Origin of the sequence: Bradyrhizobium liaoningense (assembly GCF_018130825.1) — a bacterium.
In the GTDB taxonomy this organism is placed as follows: Bacteria; Pseudomonadota; Alphaproteobacteria; order Rhizobiales; family Xanthobacteraceae; genus Bradyrhizobium; species Bradyrhizobium liaoningense_B.
Window position 1 is genome coordinate 221,037 of the sequence record NZ_JAFCJS010000004.1, and the last position, 22,572, is coordinate 243,608.

Sequence of the window (22,572 nt, forward strand, 5' to 3'; positions counted from 1 at the left end):
TACTTCACCTCTCCCCGTAAGAACGGGGCGAGGGAGCGCACCGACTGCGCGGCGACCGCACCTACTTCGGCAGCAGGCTCTTCAGCTTGTCCATGTCGCGCACGTTCATCTTGAAGCCGCCGGGCATGACGATGTCGCCGGGCTTCTGGTCGGGCTTGCAGGCCCCGAGCCACTTCGCTTCGAGCTGCACCGTCGTATCGCGCCCCGCAGCGCCGGCGACGCCGCCTTGCGCATGCGAGGTGGTCTTCACCGTGTAGGCCGAGTTGAAGTCGCCCGTGATCTCGGCATGCGAGGTCGTGCTGACGCCGGCGACGCTGCACTCGGAATCGCTGACATAGCCGGTCGCGGTCTTCTTGATCTCCTGCTTGGCGCAGATCTGCTTGGCCATCGGGGAGACGTTGTTGCTCATCTCCTTGTCGACGGTCTCGTCGGTGCAGTGCTGCATGGTCATCTCGGGCATCGCCGAGCCGGTCCTGACCATCTTCATTTCCCAGAGGCCGGCCTTGCGCACCGGCAGGTCGTCGGCAGAGGCGCCGGCTGCCGACAACACAACGCAAAGGGCCGAGCCGAGCAAAGCGAGTTTGCGCGTCATGAGGGAAGCTCCCGGCAAAGAGATTGCGACGTTACGACGCCTCAGTAGAGCGTGCGGATCGGCCGGTCGGCGGCGCCATAGGGCACCCAGCGGCAGGAGAACGAGATGTATCCACCCTCATAGGCCTGCACGCCCAGGAATTTGACGACCTTGCCGTAGCGCGCGCAATGATCGACCGCGACCTGCCGCGCATCGACCTGGTTCGCCATCGAATAGGCGATGATACCGCCGGTGTCGTTACCCTTGAACGGAGGCACCGGAAGGATATCGGCGCGCGCCGACTGGCTCGCCATCATACCCAGGGCAAGAAGGCCCGCGGCCGCAATGATTCGCATTCCCGTCACTCCAATTGGCTGGCACTAGTTTACGGTGCCGGGGCCAAAGTGAAAAGAACCGAGGCCGGCCGGCCGCGCCGTTCTGGTCAACTCCTGGCGAAGTGTTGCCGCGCTGCACTTGACCTCTTCCGGCCTTCGCGGCACCGTTCGAGCTTCGAAGACCCAGCTGTCCGGATTGCCCATGCGCGCCCCCTCCCTGAAATCGCTCCGCTTCGCCGCCATGCTCGGCCTCATGTTCGGGGCGCTGTCGCTCGGCGAGGCCCGGGCCGCCAATCCGCTGGAGCTGAACTTCTGGCTGAGCGGGCCGCGCTATGACGGCGCCGTCGCCGATTGCGACAGGGCGCTGCCGACGATCGCCACCCAGTTCTGGGAGAAGGAAAGCTCGTTCTGGAATTCCTCGTTGAAGATCACGGGCTTCTCGGCCGTTCGCGAGGTCGCCTTCCGGCCCTGGCAGTCCGACAACATCCCGCGCCGCTACTGCACCGGCGAGGCCATGCTCACTGACGGCAAGGTGCGCAAGGTGCATTTCTCGATCATCGAGGATGGCGGCTTTGCCGGTTACGGCAACGGCGTCGAATGGTGCGTGGTCGGGCTCGATCGCAACTGGGCCTACAACCCGGCCTGCCGCGCCGCGAGGCAGTAATTCGAACGCCCTGATTCGGCCCGATCAAGCGGCCGAACGAGCGGCGCACGAAGTTTGTTCTTGAAATGTTCTCATCGCCTGCTAGGCTCGATTGCACAGTCTAGTTGAGGGGCGTCGCCATGTTTCATTCCAGATTGCGTTCGTTCTCCCGTCTTGTGATCTCACTCACCCTTGCCGCCGGGCTGGTTTCGCTCGCCGGCGGCGCGAAAGCCCAGGACAGGCGGCAGAACGCGCCCGGCGAATTCGATTTCTATGTGCTGTCGCTGTCATGGTCGCCGTCGTTCTGCGAGGAAGCGGCCGAGCGTGGCGGCCGCTCCCAGATTCAGTGCAGCGGCCGGCCCTACGCCTTCGTGGTGCACGGGCTGTGGCCGCAATATGAGAACGGCTTTCCGGAATATTGCCAGCGGCCGGCGCCGCGGCTGAGCCGCAGCATCGTTTCCTCCATGCTCGACCTGATGCCGGCGCCGGGCCTGATCTTCAACGAGTGGGACAAGCACGGCACCTGCTCGGGTCTCGCCGACCGCGGCTATTTCGAGACGATCCGCAAGGCGCGCGCCGCGATCAAGATTCCGGCCGAGTTTCTCGATCTGTCGCAGGCCAAGACCGTCGCGCCCGGTGACGTCGAGGAGGCCTTCATCAAGGCCAATCCGGGCCTCAGCAGCGCCGCCGTCTCGGTCACCTGCAACCGGACGCGATTGTCCGAGGTCCGGATCTGCCTCAGCAAGGACCTGCAATTCCGCGCCTGCGAGGAGATCGACCGCCGCGCCTGCCGCCGCGACCAGGTGACGATGCCGCCGATCAGGGGTGGATAGAGTTCGTCATTCCGGTTCGCGCGGAAGCGCGAACCCGGAAATCCATCTCGCCACAAACAATGCTGACAGATGGATTTTAGGCTCGGTGCTGCGCACCGCCCCGAAATGACGGGAGTTACTTTCATCGCGCGATGTCGTAACTCTCCGCCATGAACTACCGACACGCCTTCCACGCCGGCAACTTCGCCGATGTCATCAAGCACATCGTGCTGGCGCGCATCATCACCTATCTGCAGGACAAGCCGGCCGCGTTCCGCGTCATCGACACCCATGCCGGGGCCGGCCTCTACGATCTCGAAAGCGACGAGGCGCGCCGCGGCGGCGAGTGGCTGACCGGCATCGCGCGGCTGATGCAGGCGCGCCTGTCGAACGAGACCATTGCACTGACCAAGCCCTATCTCGACATCGTCCGCGCCTTCAATCCGAAGGGCGAGCTCAAGGTCTATCCGGGCTCGCCGCTGATCGCGCGCGGCCTGCTGCGGCCGCAGGACCGTCTCGTCGCCTGCGAGCTCGAGCCCAAGGCGCGCAAGGCGCTGATCGATGTGCTGCGCCGCGACGAGCAGGCTCGCGTGGTCGATCTCGACGGCTGGGTGGCACTGCCGGCCTTCGTGCCGCCGAAAGAGCGCCGTGGTCTCGTGCTGATCGATCCGCCGTTCGAGGCAAAGAACGAGTTCGAACGGCTGGGCGAAGCCTTCTCGGCAGCCTTCGCGAAATGGCCGACCGGTATCTATGTAATCTGGTATCCCGCAAAGAACCGCCGTGCCACCGACACACTGGCGCAATCAGTGGCGCGGCTCGCAGCCGCAGCAAAACCACCGGGCAAATGCCTGCGTCTCGAATTCAGCGCCGCACCGCAACTCGACGGCGCCCCCCTCACCTCCACCGGGCTCTTGATCGTCAATCCGCCCTACACGCTGCACGGCGAGCTCAAAACCATCCTGCCCGAGCTGGAGATGCCGCTCGGCCAGGGCGGCGCTGCCAGATTCCGATTAGAGGTACCCAAGACGTAACACTCCGTAGAGGTACCCACGACGTAACACTCCGGCATTCTTGGGAAAAATATGCAGTAGCGGTAGTCAATCCGCAACGAACCGTATTATGCTGTTTGCGTGACTGGCTTTACGTTCCGCTTCCGCGAATGGTTGCGGCGGAGTGAAGGCCCTAAGAAAGATCCGATCGGGCCGATAAGGCTCGCTCAAGGATGGCCAGCTCCCGGGCTCCGTATTGCCCGGTCATGTCGTGACGTGCGTCTGCGTCGCGACGGAGGAGCAATGAGGGGGAGTTTCCCGATGGCCATGACGGGAACGGTCAAGTTCTTCAACGGCGAGCGCGGCTACGGCTTCATCAAGCCCGACGACGGCGGTCGCGATGTCTTCGTTCACATCACCGCTGTTGAGCGGGCGGGATTGAAGGACCTTGCCGAAGGACAGCGTATTACTTTCGAAGTCGAACCGGACAAGAAGGGGAAGGGACCGAAGGCGGTCAACCTGGTCATCCTTTCCTAGCGTGCCCTGAAAAAAATCCCGGCCGCGAGCGGCCGGGAGGCTGTGGTCCGGTATTTTCTTCTTCAGCTATCAGAAGTGATAGTTCACGCCTGCGCGCACAACGCTGGCGCTGTAGCCGTTCGACACGCCGGTGATTGCGAACTGGCTCGTCGACAGGTCGATATAGAGATATTCGAGCTTGGCACTCCAGTTCGGAGCGAGGCCCACTTCCGCACCAGCACCGATGGTCCAGCCGGCGGTGGTGTGCGACTCGGTCCAGCCGAAGGTCTGCGCGCGCAGCTCGCCGAAAGCGAGGCCGGCGGTGCCGTAGAACAGCACGTTGCTGAAGGCATAGCCGGCGCGGCCGCGCAGCGTGCCGAACCACGGATTGGAAAACTTCCACGGCGCGAAGGTGTCGTCGGCGCCGGCGGCCTGGATGTCGCCCTCGACGCCGAACACCCACGGGCCGTTCTGGAAATTGTAGCCGGCCTGGATGCCGCCGACGAAGCCGGACGGCTTCGATGGGTTGTTGTCGACCGACCCCCATTCGTAGCCGATGTTGCCGCCGAGATATGGACCCGCCCAGCTATATGCATTGAGCGGCTGGTTGACGGTATAGGGCGCTCGCTGCCCGTAATTGAGATCGGCGGCCTCTGCCGAAGCTGTCCAGCCGGCAACCAACGCGGCCGCGCCCACAACGAGCCTCTTCATCACTTAACTCCAACGCAACTGCCGCCCCGCGAACGCCCGCGCCGCCGCGCGAGGCGAAACCGCGTGGTTACGGAACCAAGAACCTTTCGCGTAGGATTTATCGAGAGTTTTAAGTTAAAGGCCTGTTAAGCCGGGTTACCGCGCTCTTAACAGGCTTAAGCAAGCGTTACCGGGAACCGCGCCGCCATCCTGTGCGTGCCGCACGGCCGGAACTTCAAATCGGTCCCCCCAGCGCCTAAATTCGCATCATGGTTCACGATTCCACCGACAATCCGGACGACCGCGCGCGCAAATCGCCGCAAGCCGCTGCGAACGACGTGCCGCCCGGGGGGCTGGCCGCGCCCGACGTCGATCCCGCCACCACGGGCGGCGACGACGAGGACGATGCGCTGCTGCCCGATATCCTCGAAGAGAGCGGCGCGGTCGGCGACGAGCCGTTGGCGACCGGCCACGAAGCGATCGAGCGCGCGGTCCGGCTCGCCCCGACCTCGCCCGGCGTCTACCGCATGCTCAACGCCAATGCCGACGTGCTCTATGTTGGCAAGGCCAAGAACGTCAAAAAGCGCCTGTCCAACTACGCGCGCCAGAGCGCGCCGCAGCCGGCGCGCATCCTGCGCATGATCGCAGCCACCGTGACGGTGGAGATCGTCTCGACCAACACCGAGACCGAGGCGCTGCTGCTCGAAGCCAACCTGATCAAGCAGCTGCGGCCGCGCTTCAACGTGCAACTGCGCGACGACAAGTCGTTTCCCTATATCCTGATCACCGGCGATCATTGGGCGCCGCAGATCCTGAAACATCGCGGCGCGCAGACGCGGCCCGGGCGCTATTTCGGCCCGTTCGCCTCCGCCGGAGCGGTCAACCGCACCATCACGGCGCTGCAGCGCGCGTTCCTGATCCGCTCCTGCACCGATTCCTTCTTCGAGAGCCGCACCCGGCCCTGCCTGCTCTATCAGATCCGCCGCTGCGCCGGCCCCTGCACCCGCGAGATCGATTTCGGCGGCTATTCGACGCTGGTGCGCGAGGCGAGCGATTTCCTCTCCGGCAAGAGCCACGCGGTGAAGCAGGAGCTCGCCGGCGAGATGGAGAAGGCCTCGAGCGAACTCGAGTTCGAGCGCGCCGCGCTTTACCGCGACCGCCTCGCCGCGCTGTCGGCAATCCAGTCGCAGCAGGGCATCAATCCGCGCACGGTGGAGGAAGCCGACGTGTTCGCCATCCACCAGGAGGGCGGCTTCTCCTGCGTCGAAGTGTTCTTCTTCCGCACCGGCCAGAACTGGGGCAACCGCGCCTATTTCCCGCGCGCGGAGAAGACCTTCACGCCGGAGGAAGTGCTCGGCTCGTTCCTCGCCCAGTTCTACGACGACAAGCCGCCACCGAAGAACATCCTGCTCTCGCACGAGATCGAGGAGAGCGAGCTGCTCGCCAACGCGCTCTCGATCAAGGCCGGCCACAAGGTCGAGGTCACCGCGCCCAAGCGCGGCGAGAAGAAGGAGCTCGTCGCCCACGCGCTGACCAATGCGCGCGAGGCGCTCGGCCGCAAGCTCGCGGACACCGCGACCCAGAGCCGCCTGCTCGACGCCATGGCCGCGACGCTCAGCCTGCCGCATGCGCCCAAGCGCATCGAGGTCTACGACAACAGCCACATCCAGGGCACCAATGCGGTCGGCGCTATGATCGTCGCCGGCCCCGACGGCTTCGTGAAGAACCAGTACCGCAAGTTCAACATCAAGTCGGAAGGGATCACGCCGGGCGACGACTTCGCCATGATGCGCGAGGTGCTGGAGCGCCGCTTCAAGCGCCTGATCAATCCGCCCGAGGAGGGCGCCAAGGTCAAGGATGATGACTTCCCGCAATGGCCCGACCTCGTGATCATCGACGGCGGCCGCGGCCAGCTCAATGCGGTGCGCGAGATCTTTGCCAATCTCGGCCTGACCCAGGTGTCGCTGATGTCGGTCGCCAAGGGGCCGGACCGGGATGCCGGGCGCGAGACCCTGTTCATGCCGGATCGCGAGGCGATCAAGCTGGAGCCGCGCGATCCCGTGCTCTATTTCATCCAGCGCCTGCGCGACGAGGCCCACCGCTTCGTCATCGGCTCGCACCGCAAGCTGCGAAAGAAGGACATCCGCGAGGCCGGCCTGCAGGAGATTCCGGGCATCGGCCCGTCACGCAAACGTGCCTTGCTGCACCATTTCGGAACCCTGAAGGAGATCGAACGGGCCTCGATCGCCGATCTCGGCAAGGTTCCGGGGGTGAGCGCCGAAAGCGCCCGCAGGATTTTCGAGTATTTCCATCCCCAGCCGGGGTGAACTAAAGGGGGACCGCGGTCATAAGGGCGTCGCATCCGGCATCGCATTTGTGAGCGGGACGGTTGACCTTCAGCCTTGAGCGGTATTGGTAGGACGGATGAACATCGCCACGACACGAGGGACAACCAGCCGCGCGATGTCCCTCCCCAACATCCTGACCTATGGCCGGATCGCCGCGATCCCGGTCGTGGTCGGATGCATCTATGCGCAGTCGATTCTGGATCAGCCGCTCTGGCTGCGCTGGCTCGCGGTCGCCATCTTCATCGCGGCCGCGGTCACCGATTACCTCGACGGCTATTACGCGCGGATCTGGAATCAGCAATCGGCGTTCGGCCGGATGCTCGACCCGATCGCCGACAAGCTGCTGGTCGCCTCCTGCCTGCTGATGCTGGCCGCCGACGGCATCATCCACGGCTGGTCGTTGTGGGCCGCCATCGTGATCCTGTGCCGCGAGATCCTGGTCTCGGGTCTGCGCGAATACCTCGCCGCGCTCCGCGTCAGCGTGCCCGTGACCAAGCTTGCGAAGTGGAAGACCACGGTCCAGCTGGTCGCCATCGGCTTCCTGCTCGCGGGACCTGCCGGCGACGAGGTGGTGCCCGTGGTCTCGATGATCGGACTGGCGCTGCTGTGGGCCTCGGCGATTCTGACCATCTACACCGGCTACGACTATTTCCGCGCCGGCATCCATCACCTCATCAAGGAGGATGAGGGATGAAAGTGAAGTATTTTGCCTGGGTGCGCGAGCGCGTCGGCAAGGCCGAGGAGACCATCGAGCCGCCGGCGACCGTGCGCACCGTGGAGGAGCTGATCGCCTGGCTCTCCGGCCGGAGCGAGGCCTATGCGTATGCGTTCGAGAAGCCGAAGGTGATCCGTACCGCAATCGACCATGCCCACGTCAAGTCGGACGCCGTGATCGCGGGCGCACGCGAGATCGCGTTCTTCCCGCCGATGACCGGCGGTTAGGCTCATGAGCTGCCCCGTCACCATCCGTATCCAGGAAGACGATTTCGACATCGCGCGCGAGATCGCGGTCCTGACCAAGAGCCGCACCGACATCGGCGCGGTCGTGAGCTTCTCCGGCATCTGCCGCGCCGACGACGACAGCGCCAGGATCGCCGCACTCACGCTCGAGCACTATCCCGGCATGGCCGAGGAAGAGATCAGGCGCCATACCGACGAGGCCATTTCGCGCTGGCCGCTCAACGGCGTCACGGTGATCCACCGCGTCGGTCGCTTCATGGCCGGCCAGAACATCGTGCTGGTGCTCACCGCCTCGCAGCATCGCCACGCCGCATTCCAGGCGGCCGAGTTCCTGATGGATTACCTCAAGACCAGCGCCCCGTTCTGGAAGAAGGAAGAGAGCGCCACCGGCACCGGCTGGGTCGAGGCCCAGGCCCGTGACGACGAGGCCGCCGCACGCTGGACCAAATCCTGATGGCAAAAACTGCGAAAAAGACCGCGCGCGGCCGCGCCGCGCCGAAGCTTGCGAAGGTGGGGCCCGGCGAGCTTCTCACGCTGCTCGACTTCGTCCGCTATGCGGTGAGCCGCTTTGTCGAGGCGAAGCTCGCCTTTGCCCATGGCACGACCGACCCGGTCGCGGAAGCCGTTTTCCTGGTCTCCGAGGCGCTGCATCTCACGCCCGACCAGTTCGAGGGCTTTGCCCACGCGCGCGTCACCGTCGCGGAAGGCAAGACCCTCCTCGACCTCATCCACCAGCGCGTCACCACCCGCAAACCGGCCGCCTATCTCGTCAACAAGATCTACATGCGCGGCCTGCCCTTCTATGTCGACGAGCGCGTCATCGTTCCGCGCTCCTTCATCGGCGAACTCCTGGATTCGCATTTCGGCGACGAGGGCGGCCCCGGCTCGCTGATCGACGACCCCACTGCCGTCGATCGCGTGCTCGATCTCTGCACGGGATCGGGATGCCTTGCGATCCTCGCCGCGCACCACTTCCCGAACGCTGCGGTCGATGCCGTCGACATCTCCAAGGGCGCGATCGAGGTCGCTGCGCGCAATGTCGAGGACTACGGGCTCGAGGACCGGATCACGCTCTATCGCGGCGACCTGTTCGCCCCGCTCGGCGATGCGCGATATGACCTGATCATCACCAATCCGCCCTACGTCGATGCCGAAGGCATGGCGGCATTGCCGCCGGAGTGCCGGGCCGAGCCAAAACTCGCCTTCGACGGCGGCGCCGACGGTCTCGACGTGGTGCGGAAGATCCTGCGCGATGCGCCCGATCATCTGACGCCCGGCGGCGGACTGATCTGCGAGATCGGCCGCGGCCGCGAATTGGTCGACGAGGCCTTCCCGGAACTGCCGCTGCTATGGCTGGACACGGAGGACTCCGAGGGCGAGGTGTTCTGGATTTCGGCCGCCGATCTCGGCTGATCCGCCACGGCCACGCGACTTCGACGGAACAAGTCAAATTCGGCCACGTTCATCCCCCGATGCATTGTCTCGCTCTCGGAGGATGTCCGTATGCTCGCGCCATCGGGCGAATTGCTGCGCGCCGGTGTGGCGCTCAAGCTCAATCACGTCAAACGGGCTGCTCAATCCTATCTGCGTGACCAGACCAGCCAAGCCACCGGCAAGGTGACATCCTACGCGGTGGCCGGCGGACTGTTCGCGGTCGCGGGCCTGTTCGTTGTCGCAGCATTCTTCGTCGGGCTGATCGCCCTGTATCGCTGGATCGCCGTCACCTACGGGCAGTTCTGGGGTTTTGGTACCGTCGGCGCAGTGCTGCTCGTGCTGGCCGCGGTCTGTGCCGGGGTGGCGATGGCGCAGATGAGGCGCAAGCCCAAGCCGATCGTGCCGCTCGCGAGCCGTCTGCGCGTGGCGGTCGCGACGCCGCGGATCCCGCGCGGAACGGTCAAGGAGGCCGTGAAGGAGGTGGCGACGACGATTCCATTGGCGCCGCTCGCGCCGGGCGAACGCGGCCATGGCAGCCGGAGCCGGCCGGCTCGCACCAACCGGCCCGTGCAGCTTGGCCTGATGCTCGCAGCGGTCGGGCTGCTGGGCGTGACGGCGGCGCGCCGGCGACGCCACGGGCAAAAGCTGGAGACGTGACATGCTGGTGCGGCGCTCCGAGTCAATCGACAGCTGGCTGCTGGTGGCAGCCACCGCCGTCTTCGTGCTGACCGCGGAGCGCTACTTCCAGGACTCCAGCCTGATCCGGCCGGGACCTCCGCCGGACCACCGCAAGCAAGAGGCGAATTCACCGGAAACCCACCCGGCGGGCGCGGCCGTGCAGCCCGGCCGCGGACGTCACGCGAAGAGCCCGTTCGCGATCCCGTGGGCGGGCTGGAAGGATATTTTCTGGCGCACCTATCAGCGCATCGACGAGGATCGCCTGCTCGCCACAGCCGGCGGCGTCGTGTTCTTCGGGCTGCTCGCGATCTTCCCGGCCGTCACCGCACTTGTCTCCTCTTACGGTCTGTTCGCCGATCCCTCGACGATCAGCGCCAATCTGCAGACGCTCGCGACCATGCTGCCGGAGGGTTCATTCCAGATCGTCGAGGAGCAGGTCGCGCGCGTGGTGTCGCATGGCAATACGACGCTCGGGGCCACCTTCCTGCTCGGCCTTCTGCTTGCGATCTGGAGCGCCAATGCGGGGGTCAAGGCGATCTTCGATGCCCTCAATGTCGCCTATGAGGAGCGCGAGAAGCGCAGCTTCATCGAGCTCAACATGGTGTCGCTGGCCTTCACCGTCGGCGGCATCGTGGCTCTGCTGCTGATGGTGGGGGCCGTCGTCGCCTTCCCGCTCGCACTCAACCATCTCGGCATGGCGCCCGAGAGCAAGCTGATCGTGGCACTGGCGCGATGGCCGCTGCTGTTCCTCATCCTGCTGGTGGCGCTCGCGATCCTCTACCGCTTCGCTCCCAGTCGCGATTCGCCGCGCTGGCAATGGCTGAGCCTCGGGGCGGTGACGGCCGCCATCCTCTGGATCGCCGGCTCGGCGCTGCTGTCCTTGTATCTCTCGGAATTCGCCAATTACAACGCGACCTACGGCTCGCTCGGCGCGGCGATCGGCCTGATGATGTGGATGTGGATGTCGGCGATCGTCATCATGTTCGGCGCCGAGCTGAACTCGGAGATCGAACGGCAGACCCTGCGGGACACGACGACCGGGCGGCCCAAGCCGCTCGGCACCCGCGAAGCCGTCTCGGCCGACACGGTCGGTGCCAGCGCGCCAGCTTGAACGTGGGCGGTCAGGCCGGGAGCCGGCCTGACCGCATTTCGAGCAGATCAGCGCTTGGTGATCACGGCTTCCAGATATTCGCTGTGCACGACGATCGTGCCGTCGTCGGCATGGTTGAACTCGCCGAGCAGCGCCAGCAGATCGCGCTTCAGCGCCGCCTGGCCGTCCGCGTCGAGCGCGGCAAACGCCTTCAGCGTAGGTCCGTAGAAGGTCTTGAAGATCTCGAGCCAGTGCTCCGGCGAGCGATAGCGGAACACGAACATGCGCGGCTCGGCGGCGATCTCGGAGGCCTGGCCAGCGAACATCTCTTCAAGCCGCGCCTGTGTGCCCCACAATGCCGGCGACTTCACGCCCGCTGGCGGCGGCAGATGCTTGCCGATGGTCTTGAACAGCTGGCCGATGAAACCCTGCGGCGTCCAGTTGGCGAGGCCGATCTTGCCGCCGGATTTGCAGACCCGCGCGAGCTCGGAGGCCGCCTTGTCCTGGTCCGGCGTAAACATCACGCCAAAGGTCGAGAGCACGACGTCGTAGCTGGCGTCGGCAAACGGCAGCGCTTCGGCATCCGCTTCGCGGAACTCGATCATGAGATGTTCGGCCGCCGCGCGCTCGCGCCCGCGCTTGAGCAGCGCCGGCACGTAGTCGGTGGACGTGACGTCACACCAGCGCCGCGCCGCGGCCAGCGTCGCATTGCCGTTGCCGGCGGCGACGTCCAGCACCTTGCTGCCGGCGCGTATGTCGAGTGCCTCACAGAGCTGTTCGCCGACGATCTGCAAGGTGGTGCCGACGACGGCATAGTCGCCCGACGACCAGGCGCCGTGCTGGCGCTGCTTGACGGCGGCAAGATCGGGTTGGGCTGCGGTTGGCTTGAGCGCGGCGGATGTCGACATGGCAATCTCCTAAGGTTGAAAACGCCGGGACGATAGGGCGCATGCGGCTCGCTGGCCTTGAGAGGGGCGTTATTTTACGCTGAGAGCGCCTTGATTTCCGAACGGGAGCCGAGGGGGAACTGTGACATTTCAGTTCGAGGATTTCCTGCTCGACCCCGAGCGCCGCGAATTGCGACACGCGGACGCGCTCGTCGCGCTCGAACCCCAGGTGTTCGATCTCCTGACCTACCTCGTCCGCAACCGCGATCGCGTGGTGACGCGGGACAATCTGCTCGATGCGATCTGGAACGGCCGCGTCGTCTCGGAATCGACATTGACCAGCCGGATCAACGCCGCGCGCCGCGCGATCGGCGACAATGGCGAGGAGCAGCGACTGATCCGTACCGTCGCGCGCAAGGGCGTGCGGTTCGTCGGCGCGGTGACCGAGCTGGCCCGCGCCGCCGGACCGGCCGGGACAGACGAGGCGCCCGCGCCGCCGACGGGCCTGCCCCTGCCCGATCGCCCCGCGATCGCGGTGCTGCCCTTCACCAACATGAGCGGCGAGGCCGAGCAGGATTATTTCTCCGACGGCATCAGCGAGGACATCATCACCGCGCTGTCGAAGCTGCGCTGGTTCTTCGTCATCGCTCGCAACTCCTCCTTCATCTACAAGGGCCGCACGGTTCATTTGCGGCAGGTCGCCGACGAGCTCGGCGTGCGCTACGTCGTCGAGGGCGGCGTCCGCAAGGATGGCGAGCGCGTCCGCATCACGGCGCAGCTCAACGACGTCGCCACCGGCAGCCATCTCTGGGCCGAACGCTACGACCGCGAGCTCGCCGACGTCTTCGCCGTCCAGGACGAGATCACCGAGGCGATCGTCGCCGCGATCGAGCCGCAGCTCTATGCCGCGGAGAATTTTCGCGCCCAGCGCAAGCCGCCCGACAGCATGGACGCCTGGGACCTCGTCATGCGCGCGCTCTCGCACTATTGGCGCGTGACGCGGCAGGATCACGTGGTGGCCCAGGCCCTGCTCGAAAAGGCCATCGCGCTCGACCCCACCTACGGCAAGGCGCTCGGCCTGCTCGGCACCAGCTACATGTTCACGGCGCATATGGGCTGGATGGACATGGCCATCGCGATACCCACCGCCGAGCGCGCGGCACGTGCCGCGATCCGCGCCGACGACGAGGATGCCTGGGCCCACAACGCGCTCGGCCACGTCCATCTGTTCGCGCGACGGTTCGAGGACTCGCTGGCCGAGTTCGAGACGGCGCTACGGCTCAATCCGAACTTCGCACTGGCGCAGGGCTATCATGGCCTGGCGCTGGGCTATTGCGGTCGCTGGCAGGAGGCCGACGAGGCGGCGCGGCGGGCGATCCGTCTCAGCCCGCGCGACCCCTATGCCCCGGTCTATTTCGGCATCGCCGCCTATGCGCGTTTCCTCGGCGGCGACGACGAGGAGGCCATCCGCCTGGCGCAGGAGGCCTTGCGCCAGCGCAGCGACTTCGTCGGGGCGCACCGGGTGCTGACCGCGGCCGCCGGCATGGCCGGGCATCGCGAGATCGCCGCCGCCGCGTTGAAGGAACTGCGCCGTGCCCAGCCCAACGTCTCGCTCGCCTGGATCGCCGAGTTCATGCCGATCAAGCTCGCCAATGACCGCGAGCGCTACCTCGAAGGCTTTCGCCGGGCTGGCCTCACCTGAAGCCCGAACAGCCCGCTATCCCCTCGAATCAACAATGATGTTAAGCTCATGCGGCTTGGGGGAGCATGAGGCGTGACGGGTTCGCACAGTGACCCGTGTTTTCCCGGGTGAGGCATCAGCTCTTGAGGCGTAACGCGCGGCATGATTCGCATTTCGACGATCTTCATCGCCATCTGCATGGTTCTGGTCGCGGCTTCGCTCGGCCTTGTGCTCTACGCTGTCGCCGGCATCAGCGGAACCGAATCCGCGATTGTGGCGCTGACCGCACTGACCTTCCTCATCCTCTACAACGCGGTGTCGATGCGGTTGCGCGACCGCAGCGACGTCGGCGGCCAGATCGCGGACCTCTCCCGCGGCACCGCCGACCTCGCCCGCCAGGTGGCCGAGTTCGGCCGCCGGCTGGCGGCGATGGAGGGGCGCATCGCCTCGTCCAACTCGACCAATTCCGACCGCATCCAGTCGGTGGTCGGCGAGATCAACGAGCTCGGCGGTCTGGTCAAGCAGCTCGCTTCCACCGTATCGGCGCATGAGGACCTGCTGGCGGGTGCCGCGCCTGGACCTGCGGCGGCGCCGGCGGCACGACCGGAGCCGGAAGCACCGATCGACCTGATCGCGCCGTTCGAGGAGCGACCCGCCGCGCCGCCGCCGCTTCCGCCTGCGGCTGTGCAGCCGGGGCCGGCGGTTCAGGCCCAGACCGCCAATGCGGTCCAAACCACCAACGGGCGCAACCAGACCCAATTGCTGGCGACGCTGCGCAACGCGATCGACGAGAACCGCATCGACATCTTCCTCCAGCCGATGGTGACGCTGCCGCAGCGCAAGGTGCGGTTCTACGAAGCCGTGACGCGGGTGCGCGACGAGCGAGACCAGCTGATCGCCGCCGAGGATTTCATCAGCATCGCCGAGGCCTCGGGGCTGATCGGGCGCATCGACAACATGGTGATGCTGCGCTGTGTGCAGGTGCTGCGGCGCCTGATGGTGCGCAACAAGGATGTCGGCGTGTTCTGCAACGTCGCAGCCTCCACGCTCGGCAATTCCACGACCTTCGCGCAATGCCTCGACTTCCTGGAAGCCAACCGGGCGCTGGCACCGTCGCTGGTGCTGGAGTTCAAACAGTCGACCTTCCGCAATCTCGGTCCGGTCGAGACCGAGAACCTCGCCGCGCTGGCCCAGCGCGGCTTCCGCTTCTCGATCGACCATGTCACGGATCTCAGGATCGAGCCGCGCGAGCTCGCCGACCGCGGCGTGCGCTTCATCAAGGTGCCGGCCACGCTGCTGCTCGACCCCAGGCAGGCCTCGACCTCCGACATCCACCCGTCCGACCTCTCCGACCTGCTCGGCCGCTTCGGCATCGACCTGATCGCCGAACGGATCGAGGGCGAGCGCGCCGTGGTCGATCTGCTCGATTATGACGTACGGTTCGGCCAGGGGTTCCTGTTTGCACCGCCCCGGCCATTGCGGCCGGAGGGGGCATCTGCTACCGGCGGGGCCTCGCCGAACCAGGCGCAGGACACTCAGGGACCCAATGGCTCCGGCACACAAAGCTCAGGCGCGACCTCTTCGGCGCCTCCGCCCCAGCGCCTCACCGGTAACGCGGCGCTCGCGCGCCGCATCTGATCGGCCGCACGCATCATGACCACGCTGCATTTTGCCGAAAGCCTGCGCGAGCTCGTGGGCGGGGTCGACGTCGTGCTCAGCGACATCTGGGGCGTGGTCCATAACGGCCTGGAGTCCTTCCCGGAGGCCTGCGAGGCGCTGCACACCTATCGCAGCCGCGGCGGTACGGTGATCCTAATCACCAACGCGCCGCGCCCGGCCGACTCCGTGCAGCGGCAATTGCGCAAGCTCGGTGTCGCCGACGAGACTTATGACGCGATCGTGTCATCGGGCGACCTGACCCGGCTCTATGTCGCCGAGCATCCCGGTCGCAAGATGTTCTGGCTCGGCCCCGAGCGTGACAATTCGATCTATCGCGGCCTCGACGCAACGACCGCGCCTCTGGAAGAAGCCGACTACATCGTCTGCACCGGCCTCTATGACGACGAGACCGAGACCGCCGAAGACTATCGCGGCATGATGCTGAAGGCGCGCGAGCGCAATCTGACGCTGGTCTGCGCCAACCCCGACATCGTGGTGGAGCGCGGCGACCGCCTGATCTATTGCGCCGGTGCGATCGCCGAGCTCTATCGCGAGCTCGGCGGCGAGGTGATCTTCTACGGCAAGCCGCACCGCCCGATCTACGAGCGCGCCATGCGGCTGGCCGGCGAGCGCCAGGGCCACATGATCGACCGCAAGAAGGTGCTGGCGATCGGCGATTCCGTTCGTACCGACCTGACCGGCGCGCGCGCATTCGGCATCGACTGCCTGTTCGTCACCCGCGGCATCCATGCCGAGGAGTTCGAAGGCCTCGACCAGCTCGACCCGGCCTCGGTGATGGAATTGTTCGGCCACCCGCCGAAGGCGCTGATGCGCGAATTGAAGTGGTGATGGCCGACATCGTCATTCCATAGTTCGGTGCAGCGCACTGCCCCGGAATGACGGACCCAACGCAGAAAGCCCGGGACGCGCCCGGGCCTTGCGAATTCAGCCGAAAGCTCTGGCGCGCTTACGCGCTCGCCATGTCTGGGAAGACCGCCTCGATCTTGGTCTTCAGCGTCGCCGCATTGAACGGCTTGACGATGTAATTGTTCACGCCGGCCTTCTTGGCCGCGATCACGTTCTCGGTCTTCGATTCCGCCGTGATCATGATGAAGGGCGTGGTGGCGAGGTTCGGATCCGCGCGCACTTCGCGCAGCAGGTCGTAACCCGTCATCGGCTCCATGTTCCAGTCGGAGATCACGAGCCCGTACTTCTTGCCGCGCATCTTGTTCAGCGCCGCCGAACCGTCGCTGGCATCATCGATATTCTCGAAGCCAAGCTGCTTCAGCAGATTCCTGATGATTCGGATCATGGTGCTGTAGTCATCAACCACCAGAACCGACATCGACAAATCAACCGCCATCTCGACTCCCCCAACGCAAACCCAGGAATATTACGATCGGACCTGCCAGGCCGAAGGCCCGTCCAGTTCCACGTTCCAAGGACTAGCACCAAGGCTTTAAACAGCGCGTTAACTGGGGCCGCCCCCGAAGAATTGAAATCCTGTTCAATGCGGGCCCCCTCCCCCGCTTGACTTCATCGGGCGGCTCAAGCCACGGTCCCGGCCGGTCCCGCCGGTTCGAGAAATTCCCCTGATGGCCCCGCAATTTACAGTTATTCGCGACACCACGCCGGATTCCTTGATTTCCAGGGGCGCCGTGGTCGCCATGGGCAATTTCGACGGGGTCCATCTCGGCCACCGGGCCGTCATCGCGGCCGCCCTGGAAATGGGCCGGACGCATGGCCGCCCTGCGCTAGCATTGACCTTCGAGCCGCACCCGCGGCGGTTTTTCAGCCCCAACACCCCGCAATTCCGCCTGACGGACGAGCGGGCCAAGCTGCGGCTTCTGGCCGGCACCGGGCTCGCCGGCGCCGTGGTCATGACCTTCGACAAGGCAAGGGCCGGCACCAGCGCGCAAGATTTCATTCACCAAGACCTGATCGGACGTCTCGGCGTCAGCGGCATCGCGGTCGGCTACGACTTCCATTTCGGCAAGGGGCGGGTCGGCTCGCCGAGCCTCCTGGTCAACGAAGCGCCCCGGCTCGGCATCGAGGTCGACGTGCAGCCCCATGTCGATATCGACGAGCGGCCGGTCTCCTCCAGCGCGATCCGGATCGCGCTCGCCGAAGGCCAGCTCGACGAAGCCACGACCATGCTGGGCGCACCCTGGTTCATCACCGGCGAGGTGATCCACGGCGAGAAGCGCGGCCGCGACCTCGGTTACCCCACCGCCAACATCCGCCTGGACGCCAATTGCGGCCTCAAGCACGGCATCTACGCAGTGCGGGTCGGCCGCGGGCCTGGGCGCCTCGACGGCGTGGCCAGCTTCGGCCGTCGCCCGACCTTTGATAATGGCGCACCGCTGCTCGAAATCTTCCTGTTCGACTTCAAGGGCGACCTCTACGGACAGACGCTCGACTGCGCCTTCATTGGCTTCATCCGCGAGGAGCTGAAATTCGACGGTCTGGAGGCCCTGATCCGCCAGATGGACGACGATTCCGCCCGCGCCCGCACGATCCTGGCCGCCGCCCCGGACGCGTTTCCGCGGCTCGGCACGATCGATTGAGGCCGAAACCGGCCCGCCGGACCTTTGCGCTTCGGACCTTTGCGCTTCCCTTGGCCCCCTGCTATGGAGAGCCCATGTTTGCGCGGCGCATCATAGGGATTAGCGGCCCGGCTTCCGCCTGAGCTTTCGGCTCGGCGCAAGACCGGGATTTCGTCGTTTCACCCCCGCGATTCCAAGTCGCCATCCGTTTCCGCGCCCTTCCGAGCCAGTCATCCTCATGTCCGAAAAGCCGCAAAAGTCCCAAAAGACCGAAGCCAACGACTATTCCAAAACCCTGTTCCTGCCGCAGACCGAATTCCCGATGCGCGCCGGCCTGCCGCAGCGCGAGCCGGAGATCCTGAAATACTGGAACGACATCGGCCTCTACGACAGGCTGCGCAAGGAAGCCGAGGGCCGCGCCAAATTCGTGCTGCATGACGGCCCGCCCTACGCCAACGGCAACATCCATATCGGGCACGCGCTGAACAAGATCCTCAAGGACGTCGTGACCAAGAGCCAGCAGATGCTCGGTTTCGACTCCAATTACGTGCCGGGCTGGGACTGCCACGGCCTGCCGATCGAATGGAAGATCGAGGAGGAGAACTACCGCAAGAAGGGCAAGCAGAAGCCCGACTTCCGCGACTCCACCGCGATGGTGGCATTCCGGAAGGAGTGCCGCGCCTATGCGACGCACTGGATCAACGTGCAGCGCGAGGAGTTCAAGCGGCTCGGCATCATCGGCGACTGGGATCATCCCTACCAGACGATGAGCTATCCGGCCGAAGCGCAGATTGCGCGCGAGCTGATGAAGTTCGCCGCCAACGGCACGCTCTATCGCGGCTCCAAGCCGGTGATGTGGAGCGTGGTCGAGAAGACTGCGCTGGCCGAGGCCGAGGTCGAGTACGAGGACTACACCTCCGACATGGTCTGGGTGAAATTCCCGGTGACCTCGCCGGCTCACGGCGTGCTGGCTTCCGCCAGCGTCGTGATCTGGACCACCACGCCGTGGACGCTGCCCGGCAACCGCGCCATCTCGTTCTCGCCGAAGATCGCCTACGGCCTCTACAAGGTGACGGATGCACCGGCGGACAATTGGGCCAGGAACGGCGATCTCCTGATCCTGGCCGAGGCGCTGGCCGCGGACGTGTTCAAGCAGGCGCGCGTCACGGCTTACGAGAAGGTGCGCGACATTCCCGGCGACACGCTGGATGCCGTCGAATGCGCCCACCCCTTGCGTGGCCTCGGCGGCGGTTACGAGTTCATCGTGCCGCTCCTCGCCGGCGAGCATGTCACCGACGACACCGGTACCGGCTTCGTGCACACCGCGCCGAGCCACGGCCGCGAGGACTTCGACGTCTGGACGGCCAACACCCGCGAGCTCGATGCGCGCGGCATCCCGACCGCGATCCCCTACACCGTCGACGAGAACGGCGCCTACACCGCACAGGCCCCCGGCTTCACCGGCAAGCGCGTGCTCAACGACAAGGGCGAGAAGGGCGATGCCAACGAGGCCGTGATCCAGGCCCTGATCGAGCGCGGCAAGCTGCTCGCGCGCGGCCGCCTCAAGCACCAATATCCGCATTCCTGGCGCTCCAAGAAGCCGGTGATCTTCCGCAACACGCCGCAATGGTTCATCGCGATGGACAAGGACATCAGCGAAGACGGCCAGGCGAAGAAGGGCGATACGCTGCGTGCCCGCGCGCTGCATGCGATCTCCGTCACGCAATGGGTGCCGCCGTCGGGCGAGAACCGCATCAACGGCATGATCGCCAATCGTCCGGACTGGGTGATCTCGCGCCAGCGCGCCTGGGGCGTGCCGATCGCCGTGTTCGTGCGCGAGAAGGCGGACGGCTCGGCCGAGATCCTGCAGGACGAGATCGTCAACCAGCGCATCACCGAAGCCTTCATGGAGGAAGGCGCGGATGCCTGGTACATGGACGGCGCCCGTGAGCGCTTCCTGGGATCGCGCGCGGGTGAGGACTGGAAGAAGGTCGACGACATCTGCGACGTCTGGTTCGATTCCGGCTCCACGCACGCCTTCGTGCTCGAGGACCGCCAGAACTTCCCGCAGCTCGGCAACATCGTCCGCAAGGTCGACGGCGGCAACGACACCGTGATGTATCTCGAAGGCAGCGACCAGCATCGCGGCTGGTTTCACTCCTCGCTGCTGGAAAGCGCCGGCACGCGCGGCCGCGCACCCTACGACATCGTGCTCACCCACGGCTTCACGCTCGACGAGAACGGCCGCAAGATGTCGAAGTCGATCGGCAACACCGTCGAGCCGCAGAAGGTGATCAAGGATTCGGGCGCGGACATCCTGCGCCTCTGGGTCTGCGCCACCGACTATGCCGACGACCAGCGCATCGGCCCTGAGATCCTGAAGAACACCATCGAGACCTATCGCAAGCTGCGCAACACGGTCCGCTGGATGCTCGGAACGCTGCATCATTTCAAGGCGAGCGAGAAGGTCGCTCATGCCGAGATGCCAGAGCTCGAACGGCTGATGCTGCACGAGCTTGCCAAGCGGGCCGCCGTCATCCGCTCGGCTTACGCGGTGTTCGACTACAAGACCGTCGTCGCCACGCTCTCCGCTTTCCTGAACAGCGAGCTGTCGGCCTTCTACTTCGACATCCGCAAGGATACGCTGTATTGCGATCCGCCGTCCTCGCCGGCGCGCAGGGCGGCGCTGACGACGATCGATCTGTTGTGCGAGTCCGTCCTGAAGTGGCTCGCTCCGATTCTGAGCTTCACCGCCGAGGAGGCCTGGCGGATGTACAGGCCGCAGGCCGAACCGTCGGTGCATCTCACGGTTTTCCCCGATGCGATGGACGCATTCCTCGACGACAGGCTCGCCGCGAAATGGGAGATCATCCGCGACGTCCGCCGCGTCGTCACCGGCGCGCTCGAGCTCGAACGCGCCGCCAAGAACATCGGCTCCTCGCTCGAGGCGTCGCCGGTGATCTATGTCGCCGACCGGAACGTGCTGATGACGCTGTTCGACACCGATCTGGCGGAGGTCTGCATCACCTCGAACTACGAGGTGCGTGAGGGCGAGGCGCCGGCATCGGCGTTCCGTCTCGATGCGGTGCCCGGCGTTGCCGTCGTGGTCGAGAAGGCGGTCGGCACAAAATGCGCCCGCTCCTGGAAGATCTCGCCGACGGTCGGCGAAGACCCCGAATATCCCGACGTCACCCCGCGCGACGCGAAGGCGCTGCGCGAATGGAAGGCGCTGGGGGTTGGGGTTTGATCTAGCGTCGTCCTGGCGAAAGCCAGGACCCATAACCACCGTCGCAAGTTGCAACGAAGGCTGATGACCACGAGTCCCTCAAACAACGACCGCCTGGGGTTATGGGTCCTGGCCTTCGCCAGGACGACGGCGGACAATGTGGCGACGGCATTGGCATGACCCCCCTCCGCGCCGGCATCATCACGGCCGTGGTCACGGTCATCCTCGACCAGGCCTCAAAGCTCTGGCTGCTCAACGTGTTCGACCTCGCCCGGCTCGGCGTGGTGAAGGTGACGCCGTTCTTCGACCTGGTGCTGGCCTGGAACATCGGCATCAGCTTCGGCTGGCTCCAGAACGACGGCCAGGCGGCGCAGATCGCGCTGATGGCGGTCAAGGCCATTGCGGTGGTCGCGCTGGCGATCTGGATGGCCCGGTCGCACACCGTGCTCGCCACGATCGCGCTCGGGCTGATCATCGGGGGCGCCATCGGCAACGGCATCGACCGCCTAGCCTATGGCGCGGTGGTCGATTTCGCCCTGTTTCACATCGAAATCGGCGGAAATACCTATAATTGGTACGTGTTTAATCTCGCGGACGTGGCCATCGTTGCTGGGGTGGCGGCGCTATTGTATGATTCCTTCCTGGGGGTACCCGCCGCAAAAGCGCCCTGATCCCGGCCGATACGACCGGCACGTGGAACCTTGCTTTTGCGAGGGTTTAAGCCGCGAGCGAGCGGCAAACTGCCACAATTTGGAACAGGTACAGTGATGCGCAGCTCGAAGACCAGCGGTTCGATGGTTCGCGATGCCCGGTTGGGGTTCTGGCGAGCATTGAAATTATCCGCCGTCGCGGTCGGCATCGGTCTCGTCATGTCGGCAGGCGCGGCCCGCGCCGGCGACGACGGCGACGATGACGATGACATGACCTTCGAAGAGAAGCTCATCGACAACCTGATGTCCGGCATCGGCGCCAAGAGCATGGAGAAGAAGGGTATCGAGTACCGCGAGCGCTCGCCGCTGGTGGTGCCGCCCAAGCTCGACCTGCCGCCGCCCGCCGGAACCGAAGCCAAGAACGCGCCGAACTGGCCGAAGGACCCCGACGAGAAGCGCCGCAAGGAAGCGATCGCCCAGCGGAAAAAGGCCGTCAAGGCGACGGAGAGCTGGCAGGCTGCCCGGCCGCTGACGCCCGCCGAGATGAAGGCCGGCCAGGTCGCCGCCCCGGAACGCACGAGCAATGACCCGATCCAGCCGGGCACCAACGGCAACCCCTCGCTCAGCCCCGCCCAGCTCGGTTTCTCCGGCGGTCTGTGGAACATGATGAAGGGCGGCAACGGCTCCGAAGAAAAGAAGTTCGAGTCGGAGCCGCCGCGCCAGTCGCTGGTCGAGCCGCCGCCGGGCTACCAGACGCCGTCGCCGAACTACGCCTATGGCGCCGGGCCGGACAAGTCGCGGCGGACCTATTTCGACATCATGTCGGGCAAGGACAAGGAACAATAGCGTTCCTCGTC

At 65.5% G+C, this 22,572-nt stretch carries 23 protein-coding genes; 18 read left to right on the plus strand and 5 right to left on the minus strand.

Annotated features, from left to right (window positions below; translation table 11 throughout):
- Positions 1-61 precede the first annotated feature (61 nt).
- Together JQ603_RS19700 and JQ603_RS19705 are read right to left on the minus strand one after the other, a co-directional pair.
- Positions 62-592 (minus strand): DUF3617 domain-containing protein, encoded by a 531-nt coding sequence (locus JQ603_RS19700; protein ID WP_212341841.1) that lies wholly within the window; start codon positions 590-592, stop codon positions 62-64.
- A 41-nt stretch (positions 593-633) separates the two neighbouring features.
- Positions 634-927, minus strand: coding sequence for a hypothetical protein (locus JQ603_RS19705; RefSeq protein WP_212341843.1), 294 nt, complete (start codon positions 925-927; stop codon positions 634-636).
- A 181-nt stretch (positions 928-1,108) separates the two neighbouring features.
- Between JQ603_RS19705 and JQ603_RS19710 the strand changes: the two genes are divergently transcribed.
- The 4 genes from JQ603_RS19710 to JQ603_RS19725 all read left to right on the plus strand — a co-directional run bounded on the left by JQ603_RS19710 (position 1,109) and on the right by JQ603_RS19725 (position 3,887).
- The gene (locus JQ603_RS19710) at positions 1,109-1,570 is read left to right on the plus strand and encodes a hypothetical protein (protein ID WP_212341845.1); all 462 of its coding nucleotides are present in this window, start codon (positions 1,109-1,111) and stop codon (positions 1,568-1,570) included.
- 119 nt (positions 1,571-1,689) lie between these two features.
- Positions 1,690-2,382 (plus strand): ribonuclease T2 family protein, encoded by a 693-nt coding sequence (locus JQ603_RS19715; protein WP_212341847.1) that lies wholly within the window; start codon positions 1,690-1,692, stop codon positions 2,380-2,382.
- Positions 2,383-2,531: 149 nt separating this feature from the next.
- Complete coding sequence (locus JQ603_RS19720; protein WP_212341849.1) at positions 2,532-3,392, plus strand: 23S rRNA (adenine(2030)-N(6))-methyltransferase RlmJ; 861 nt, start codon at positions 2,532-2,534, stop codon at positions 3,390-3,392.
- A 279-nt stretch (positions 3,393-3,671) separates the two neighbouring features.
- Complete coding sequence (locus tag JQ603_RS19725; RefSeq protein ID WP_008544396.1) at positions 3,672-3,887, plus strand: cold-shock protein; 216 nt, start codon at positions 3,672-3,674, stop codon at positions 3,885-3,887.
- 69 nt (positions 3,888-3,956) lie between these two features.
- Here the strand turns inward: JQ603_RS19725 and JQ603_RS19730 are convergent, their stop codons facing one another.
- Complete coding sequence (locus JQ603_RS19730; protein WP_212341851.1) at positions 3,957-4,577, minus strand: outer membrane protein; 621 nt, start codon at positions 4,575-4,577, stop codon at positions 3,957-3,959.
- 248 nt (positions 4,578-4,825) lie between these two features.
- On the opposite strand from JQ603_RS19730, the gene uvrC reads away from it, so the two are divergent.
- The 7 genes from uvrC (at position 4,826) to JQ603_RS19765 (ending at position 11,087) form a co-directional block, all read left to right on the plus strand.
- Entirely contained in the window at positions 4,826-6,883 is a 2,058-nt protein-coding gene (gene uvrC, locus JQ603_RS19735; RefSeq protein WP_212341853.1) for an excinuclease ABC subunit UvrC, read from the plus strand.
- Positions 6,884-6,980: 97 nt separating this feature from the next.
- The gene (gene pgsA, locus JQ603_RS19740) at positions 6,981-7,598 is read left to right on the plus strand and encodes a CDP-diacylglycerol--glycerol-3-phosphate 3-phosphatidyltransferase (RefSeq protein ID WP_063687274.1); all 618 of its coding nucleotides are present in this window, start codon (positions 6,981-6,983) and stop codon (positions 7,596-7,598) included.
- Complete coding sequence (moaD, locus tag JQ603_RS19745; RefSeq protein ID WP_212341855.1) at positions 7,595-7,846, plus strand: molybdopterin converting factor subunit 1; 252 nt, start codon at positions 7,595-7,597, stop codon at positions 7,844-7,846. Before pgsA ends, moaD begins: the two co-directional genes overlap by 4 nt.
- Positions 7,847-7,850: 4 nt before the next feature.
- Positions 7,851-8,318, plus strand: coding sequence for a molybdenum cofactor biosynthesis protein MoaE (locus JQ603_RS19750; RefSeq protein WP_212341857.1), 468 nt, complete (start codon positions 7,851-7,853; stop codon positions 8,316-8,318).
- A complete protein-coding gene (gene prmB, locus JQ603_RS19755) occupies positions 8,318-9,277 on the plus strand; it encodes a 50S ribosomal protein L3 N(5)-glutamine methyltransferase (RefSeq protein ID WP_212341859.1) in 960 nt (319 codons plus the stop codon). The genes JQ603_RS19750 and prmB overlap by 1 nt, the downstream gene beginning before the upstream one ends.
- Before the next feature lie 90 nt (positions 9,278-9,367).
- A complete protein-coding gene (locus JQ603_RS19760) occupies positions 9,368-9,955 on the plus strand; it encodes a phage holin family protein (protein WP_212341861.1) in 588 nt (195 codons plus the stop codon).
- Position 9,956: 1 nt separating this feature from the next.
- A complete protein-coding gene (locus tag JQ603_RS19765) occupies positions 9,957-11,087 on the plus strand; it encodes a YihY/virulence factor BrkB family protein (RefSeq protein WP_212341863.1) in 1,131 nt (376 codons plus the stop codon).
- Positions 11,088-11,134: 47 nt separating this feature from the next.
- Here the strand turns inward: JQ603_RS19765 and JQ603_RS19770 are convergent, their stop codons facing one another.
- A complete protein-coding gene (locus tag JQ603_RS19770) occupies positions 11,135-11,974 on the minus strand; it encodes a class I SAM-dependent methyltransferase (RefSeq protein ID WP_212341865.1) in 840 nt (279 codons plus the stop codon).
- 121 nt (positions 11,975-12,095) lie between these two features.
- On the opposite strand from JQ603_RS19770, the gene JQ603_RS19775 reads away from it, so the two are divergent.
- The 3 genes from JQ603_RS19775 (at position 12,096) to JQ603_RS19785 (ending at position 16,142) form a co-directional block, all read left to right on the plus strand.
- The gene (locus tag JQ603_RS19775) at positions 12,096-13,655 is read left to right on the plus strand and encodes a winged helix-turn-helix domain-containing protein (protein ID WP_212341867.1); all 1,560 of its coding nucleotides are present in this window, start codon (positions 12,096-12,098) and stop codon (positions 13,653-13,655) included.
- Between the two features lie 141 nt (positions 13,656-13,796).
- On the plus strand, positions 13,797-15,272 hold the full coding sequence (locus JQ603_RS19780) for an EAL domain-containing protein (protein ID WP_212341869.1): 1,476 nt from the start codon (positions 13,797-13,799) through the stop codon (positions 15,270-15,272).
- A 15-nt stretch (positions 15,273-15,287) separates the two neighbouring features.
- Positions 15,288-16,142 (plus strand): TIGR01459 family HAD-type hydrolase, encoded by an 855-nt coding sequence (locus JQ603_RS19785; protein ID WP_212341870.1) that lies wholly within the window; start codon positions 15,288-15,290, stop codon positions 16,140-16,142.
- A 118-nt stretch (positions 16,143-16,260) separates the two neighbouring features.
- Here JQ603_RS19785 and JQ603_RS19790 read toward each other — a convergent pair whose 3' ends face one another.
- Complete coding sequence (locus tag JQ603_RS19790; protein ID WP_007596883.1) at positions 16,261-16,656, minus strand: response regulator; 396 nt, start codon at positions 16,654-16,656, stop codon at positions 16,261-16,263.
- Positions 16,657-16,888: 232 nt separating this feature from the next.
- Here JQ603_RS19790 and JQ603_RS19795 point away from each other — a divergent pair, with 232 nt between their 5' ends.
- The 4 genes from JQ603_RS19795 to JQ603_RS19810 all read left to right on the plus strand — a co-directional run bounded on the left by JQ603_RS19795 (position 16,889) and on the right by JQ603_RS19810 (position 22,561).
- Positions 16,889-17,860, plus strand: a complete 972-nt coding sequence (locus JQ603_RS19795; RefSeq protein WP_212341871.1) for a bifunctional riboflavin kinase/FAD synthetase — start codon at positions 16,889-16,891, stop codon at positions 17,858-17,860.
- A 217-nt stretch (positions 17,861-18,077) separates the two neighbouring features.
- Positions 18,078-21,086 carry an isoleucine--tRNA ligase gene (gene ileS, locus JQ603_RS19800; protein WP_212341872.1) on the plus strand — a complete coding sequence of 1,003 codons (3,009 nt, stop codon included), beginning with the start codon at positions 18,078-18,080 and terminating at the stop codon, positions 21,084-21,086.
- Between the two features lie 155 nt (positions 21,087-21,241).
- Positions 21,242-21,736 carry a signal peptidase II gene (gene lspA / locus JQ603_RS19805; protein WP_212341873.1) on the plus strand — a complete coding sequence of 165 codons (495 nt, stop codon included), beginning with the start codon at positions 21,242-21,244 and terminating at the stop codon, positions 21,734-21,736.
- Positions 21,737-21,832: 96 nt separating this feature from the next.
- On the plus strand, positions 21,833-22,561 hold the full coding sequence (locus JQ603_RS19810; RefSeq protein WP_212342444.1) for a hypothetical protein: 729 nt from the start codon (positions 21,833-21,835) through the stop codon (positions 22,559-22,561).
- Positions 22,562-22,572: the final 11 nt, after the last annotated feature.

Bases quoted from the DNA above. Each gene is read 5' to 3' on its own strand.
- JQ603_RS19760 (WP_212341861.1), top strand. From the start codon at position 9,368: ATGCTCGCGCCATCGGGCGAATTGCTGCGCGCCGGTGTGGCGCTCAAG.
- JQ603_RS19750 (WP_212341857.1), top strand. From the start codon at position 7,851: ATGAGCTGCCCCGTCACCATCCGTATCCAGGAAGACGATTTCGACATC.
- lspA (WP_212341873.1), top strand. From the start codon at position 21,242: ATGACCCCCCTCCGCGCCGGCATCATCACGGCCGTGGTCACGGTCATC.
- JQ603_RS19730 (WP_212341851.1), bottom strand. From the start codon at position 4,577: ATGAAGAGGCTCGTTGTGGGCGCGGCCGCGTTGGTTGCCGGCTGGACA.
- JQ603_RS19765 (WP_212341863.1), top strand. From the start codon at position 9,957: ATGCTGGTGCGGCGCTCCGAGTCAATCGACAGCTGGCTGCTGGTGGCA.
- moaD (WP_212341855.1), top strand. From the start codon at position 7,595: ATGAAAGTGAAGTATTTTGCCTGGGTGCGCGAGCGCGTCGGCAAGGCC.
- JQ603_RS19700 (WP_212341841.1), bottom strand. From the start codon at position 592: ATGACGCGCAAACTCGCTTTGCTCGGCTCGGCCCTTTGCGTTGTGTTG.
- JQ603_RS19810 (WP_212342444.1), top strand. From the start codon at position 21,833: ATGCGCAGCTCGAAGACCAGCGGTTCGATGGTTCGCGATGCCCGGTTG.
- JQ603_RS19715 (WP_212341847.1), top strand. From the start codon at position 1,690: ATGTTTCATTCCAGATTGCGTTCGTTCTCCCGTCTTGTGATCTCACTC.
- JQ603_RS19705 (WP_212341843.1), bottom strand. From the start codon at position 927: ATGCGAATCATTGCGGCCGCGGGCCTTCTTGCCCTGGGTATGATGGCG.
- JQ603_RS19780 (WP_212341869.1), top strand. From the start codon at position 13,797: ATGATTCGCATTTCGACGATCTTCATCGCCATCTGCATGGTTCTGGTC.
- uvrC (WP_212341853.1), top strand. From the start codon at position 4,826: ATGGTTCACGATTCCACCGACAATCCGGACGACCGCGCGCGCAAATCG.
- JQ603_RS19725 (WP_008544396.1), top strand. From the start codon at position 3,672: ATGGCCATGACGGGAACGGTCAAGTTCTTCAACGGCGAGCGCGGCTAC.
- JQ603_RS19770 (WP_212341865.1), bottom strand. From the start codon at position 11,974: ATGTCGACATCCGCCGCGCTCAAGCCAACCGCAGCCCAACCCGATCTT.
- JQ603_RS19785 (WP_212341870.1), top strand. From the start codon at position 15,288: ATGACCACGCTGCATTTTGCCGAAAGCCTGCGCGAGCTCGTGGGCGGG.
- pgsA (WP_063687274.1), top strand. From the start codon at position 6,981: ATGAACATCGCCACGACACGAGGGACAACCAGCCGCGCGATGTCCCTC.
- ileS (WP_212341872.1), top strand. From the start codon at position 18,078: ATGTCCGAAAAGCCGCAAAAGTCCCAAAAGACCGAAGCCAACGACTAT.
- prmB (WP_212341859.1), top strand. From the start codon at position 8,318: ATGGCAAAAACTGCGAAAAAGACCGCGCGCGGCCGCGCCGCGCCGAAG.
- JQ603_RS19710 (WP_212341845.1), top strand. From the start codon at position 1,109: ATGCGCGCCCCCTCCCTGAAATCGCTCCGCTTCGCCGCCATGCTCGGC.
- JQ603_RS19720 (WP_212341849.1), top strand. From the start codon at position 2,532: ATGAACTACCGACACGCCTTCCACGCCGGCAACTTCGCCGATGTCATC.
- JQ603_RS19790 (WP_007596883.1), bottom strand. From the start codon at position 16,656: ATGGCGGTTGATTTGTCGATGTCGGTTCTGGTGGTTGATGACTACAGC.
- JQ603_RS19795 (WP_212341871.1), top strand. From the start codon at position 16,889: ATGGCCCCGCAATTTACAGTTATTCGCGACACCACGCCGGATTCCTTG.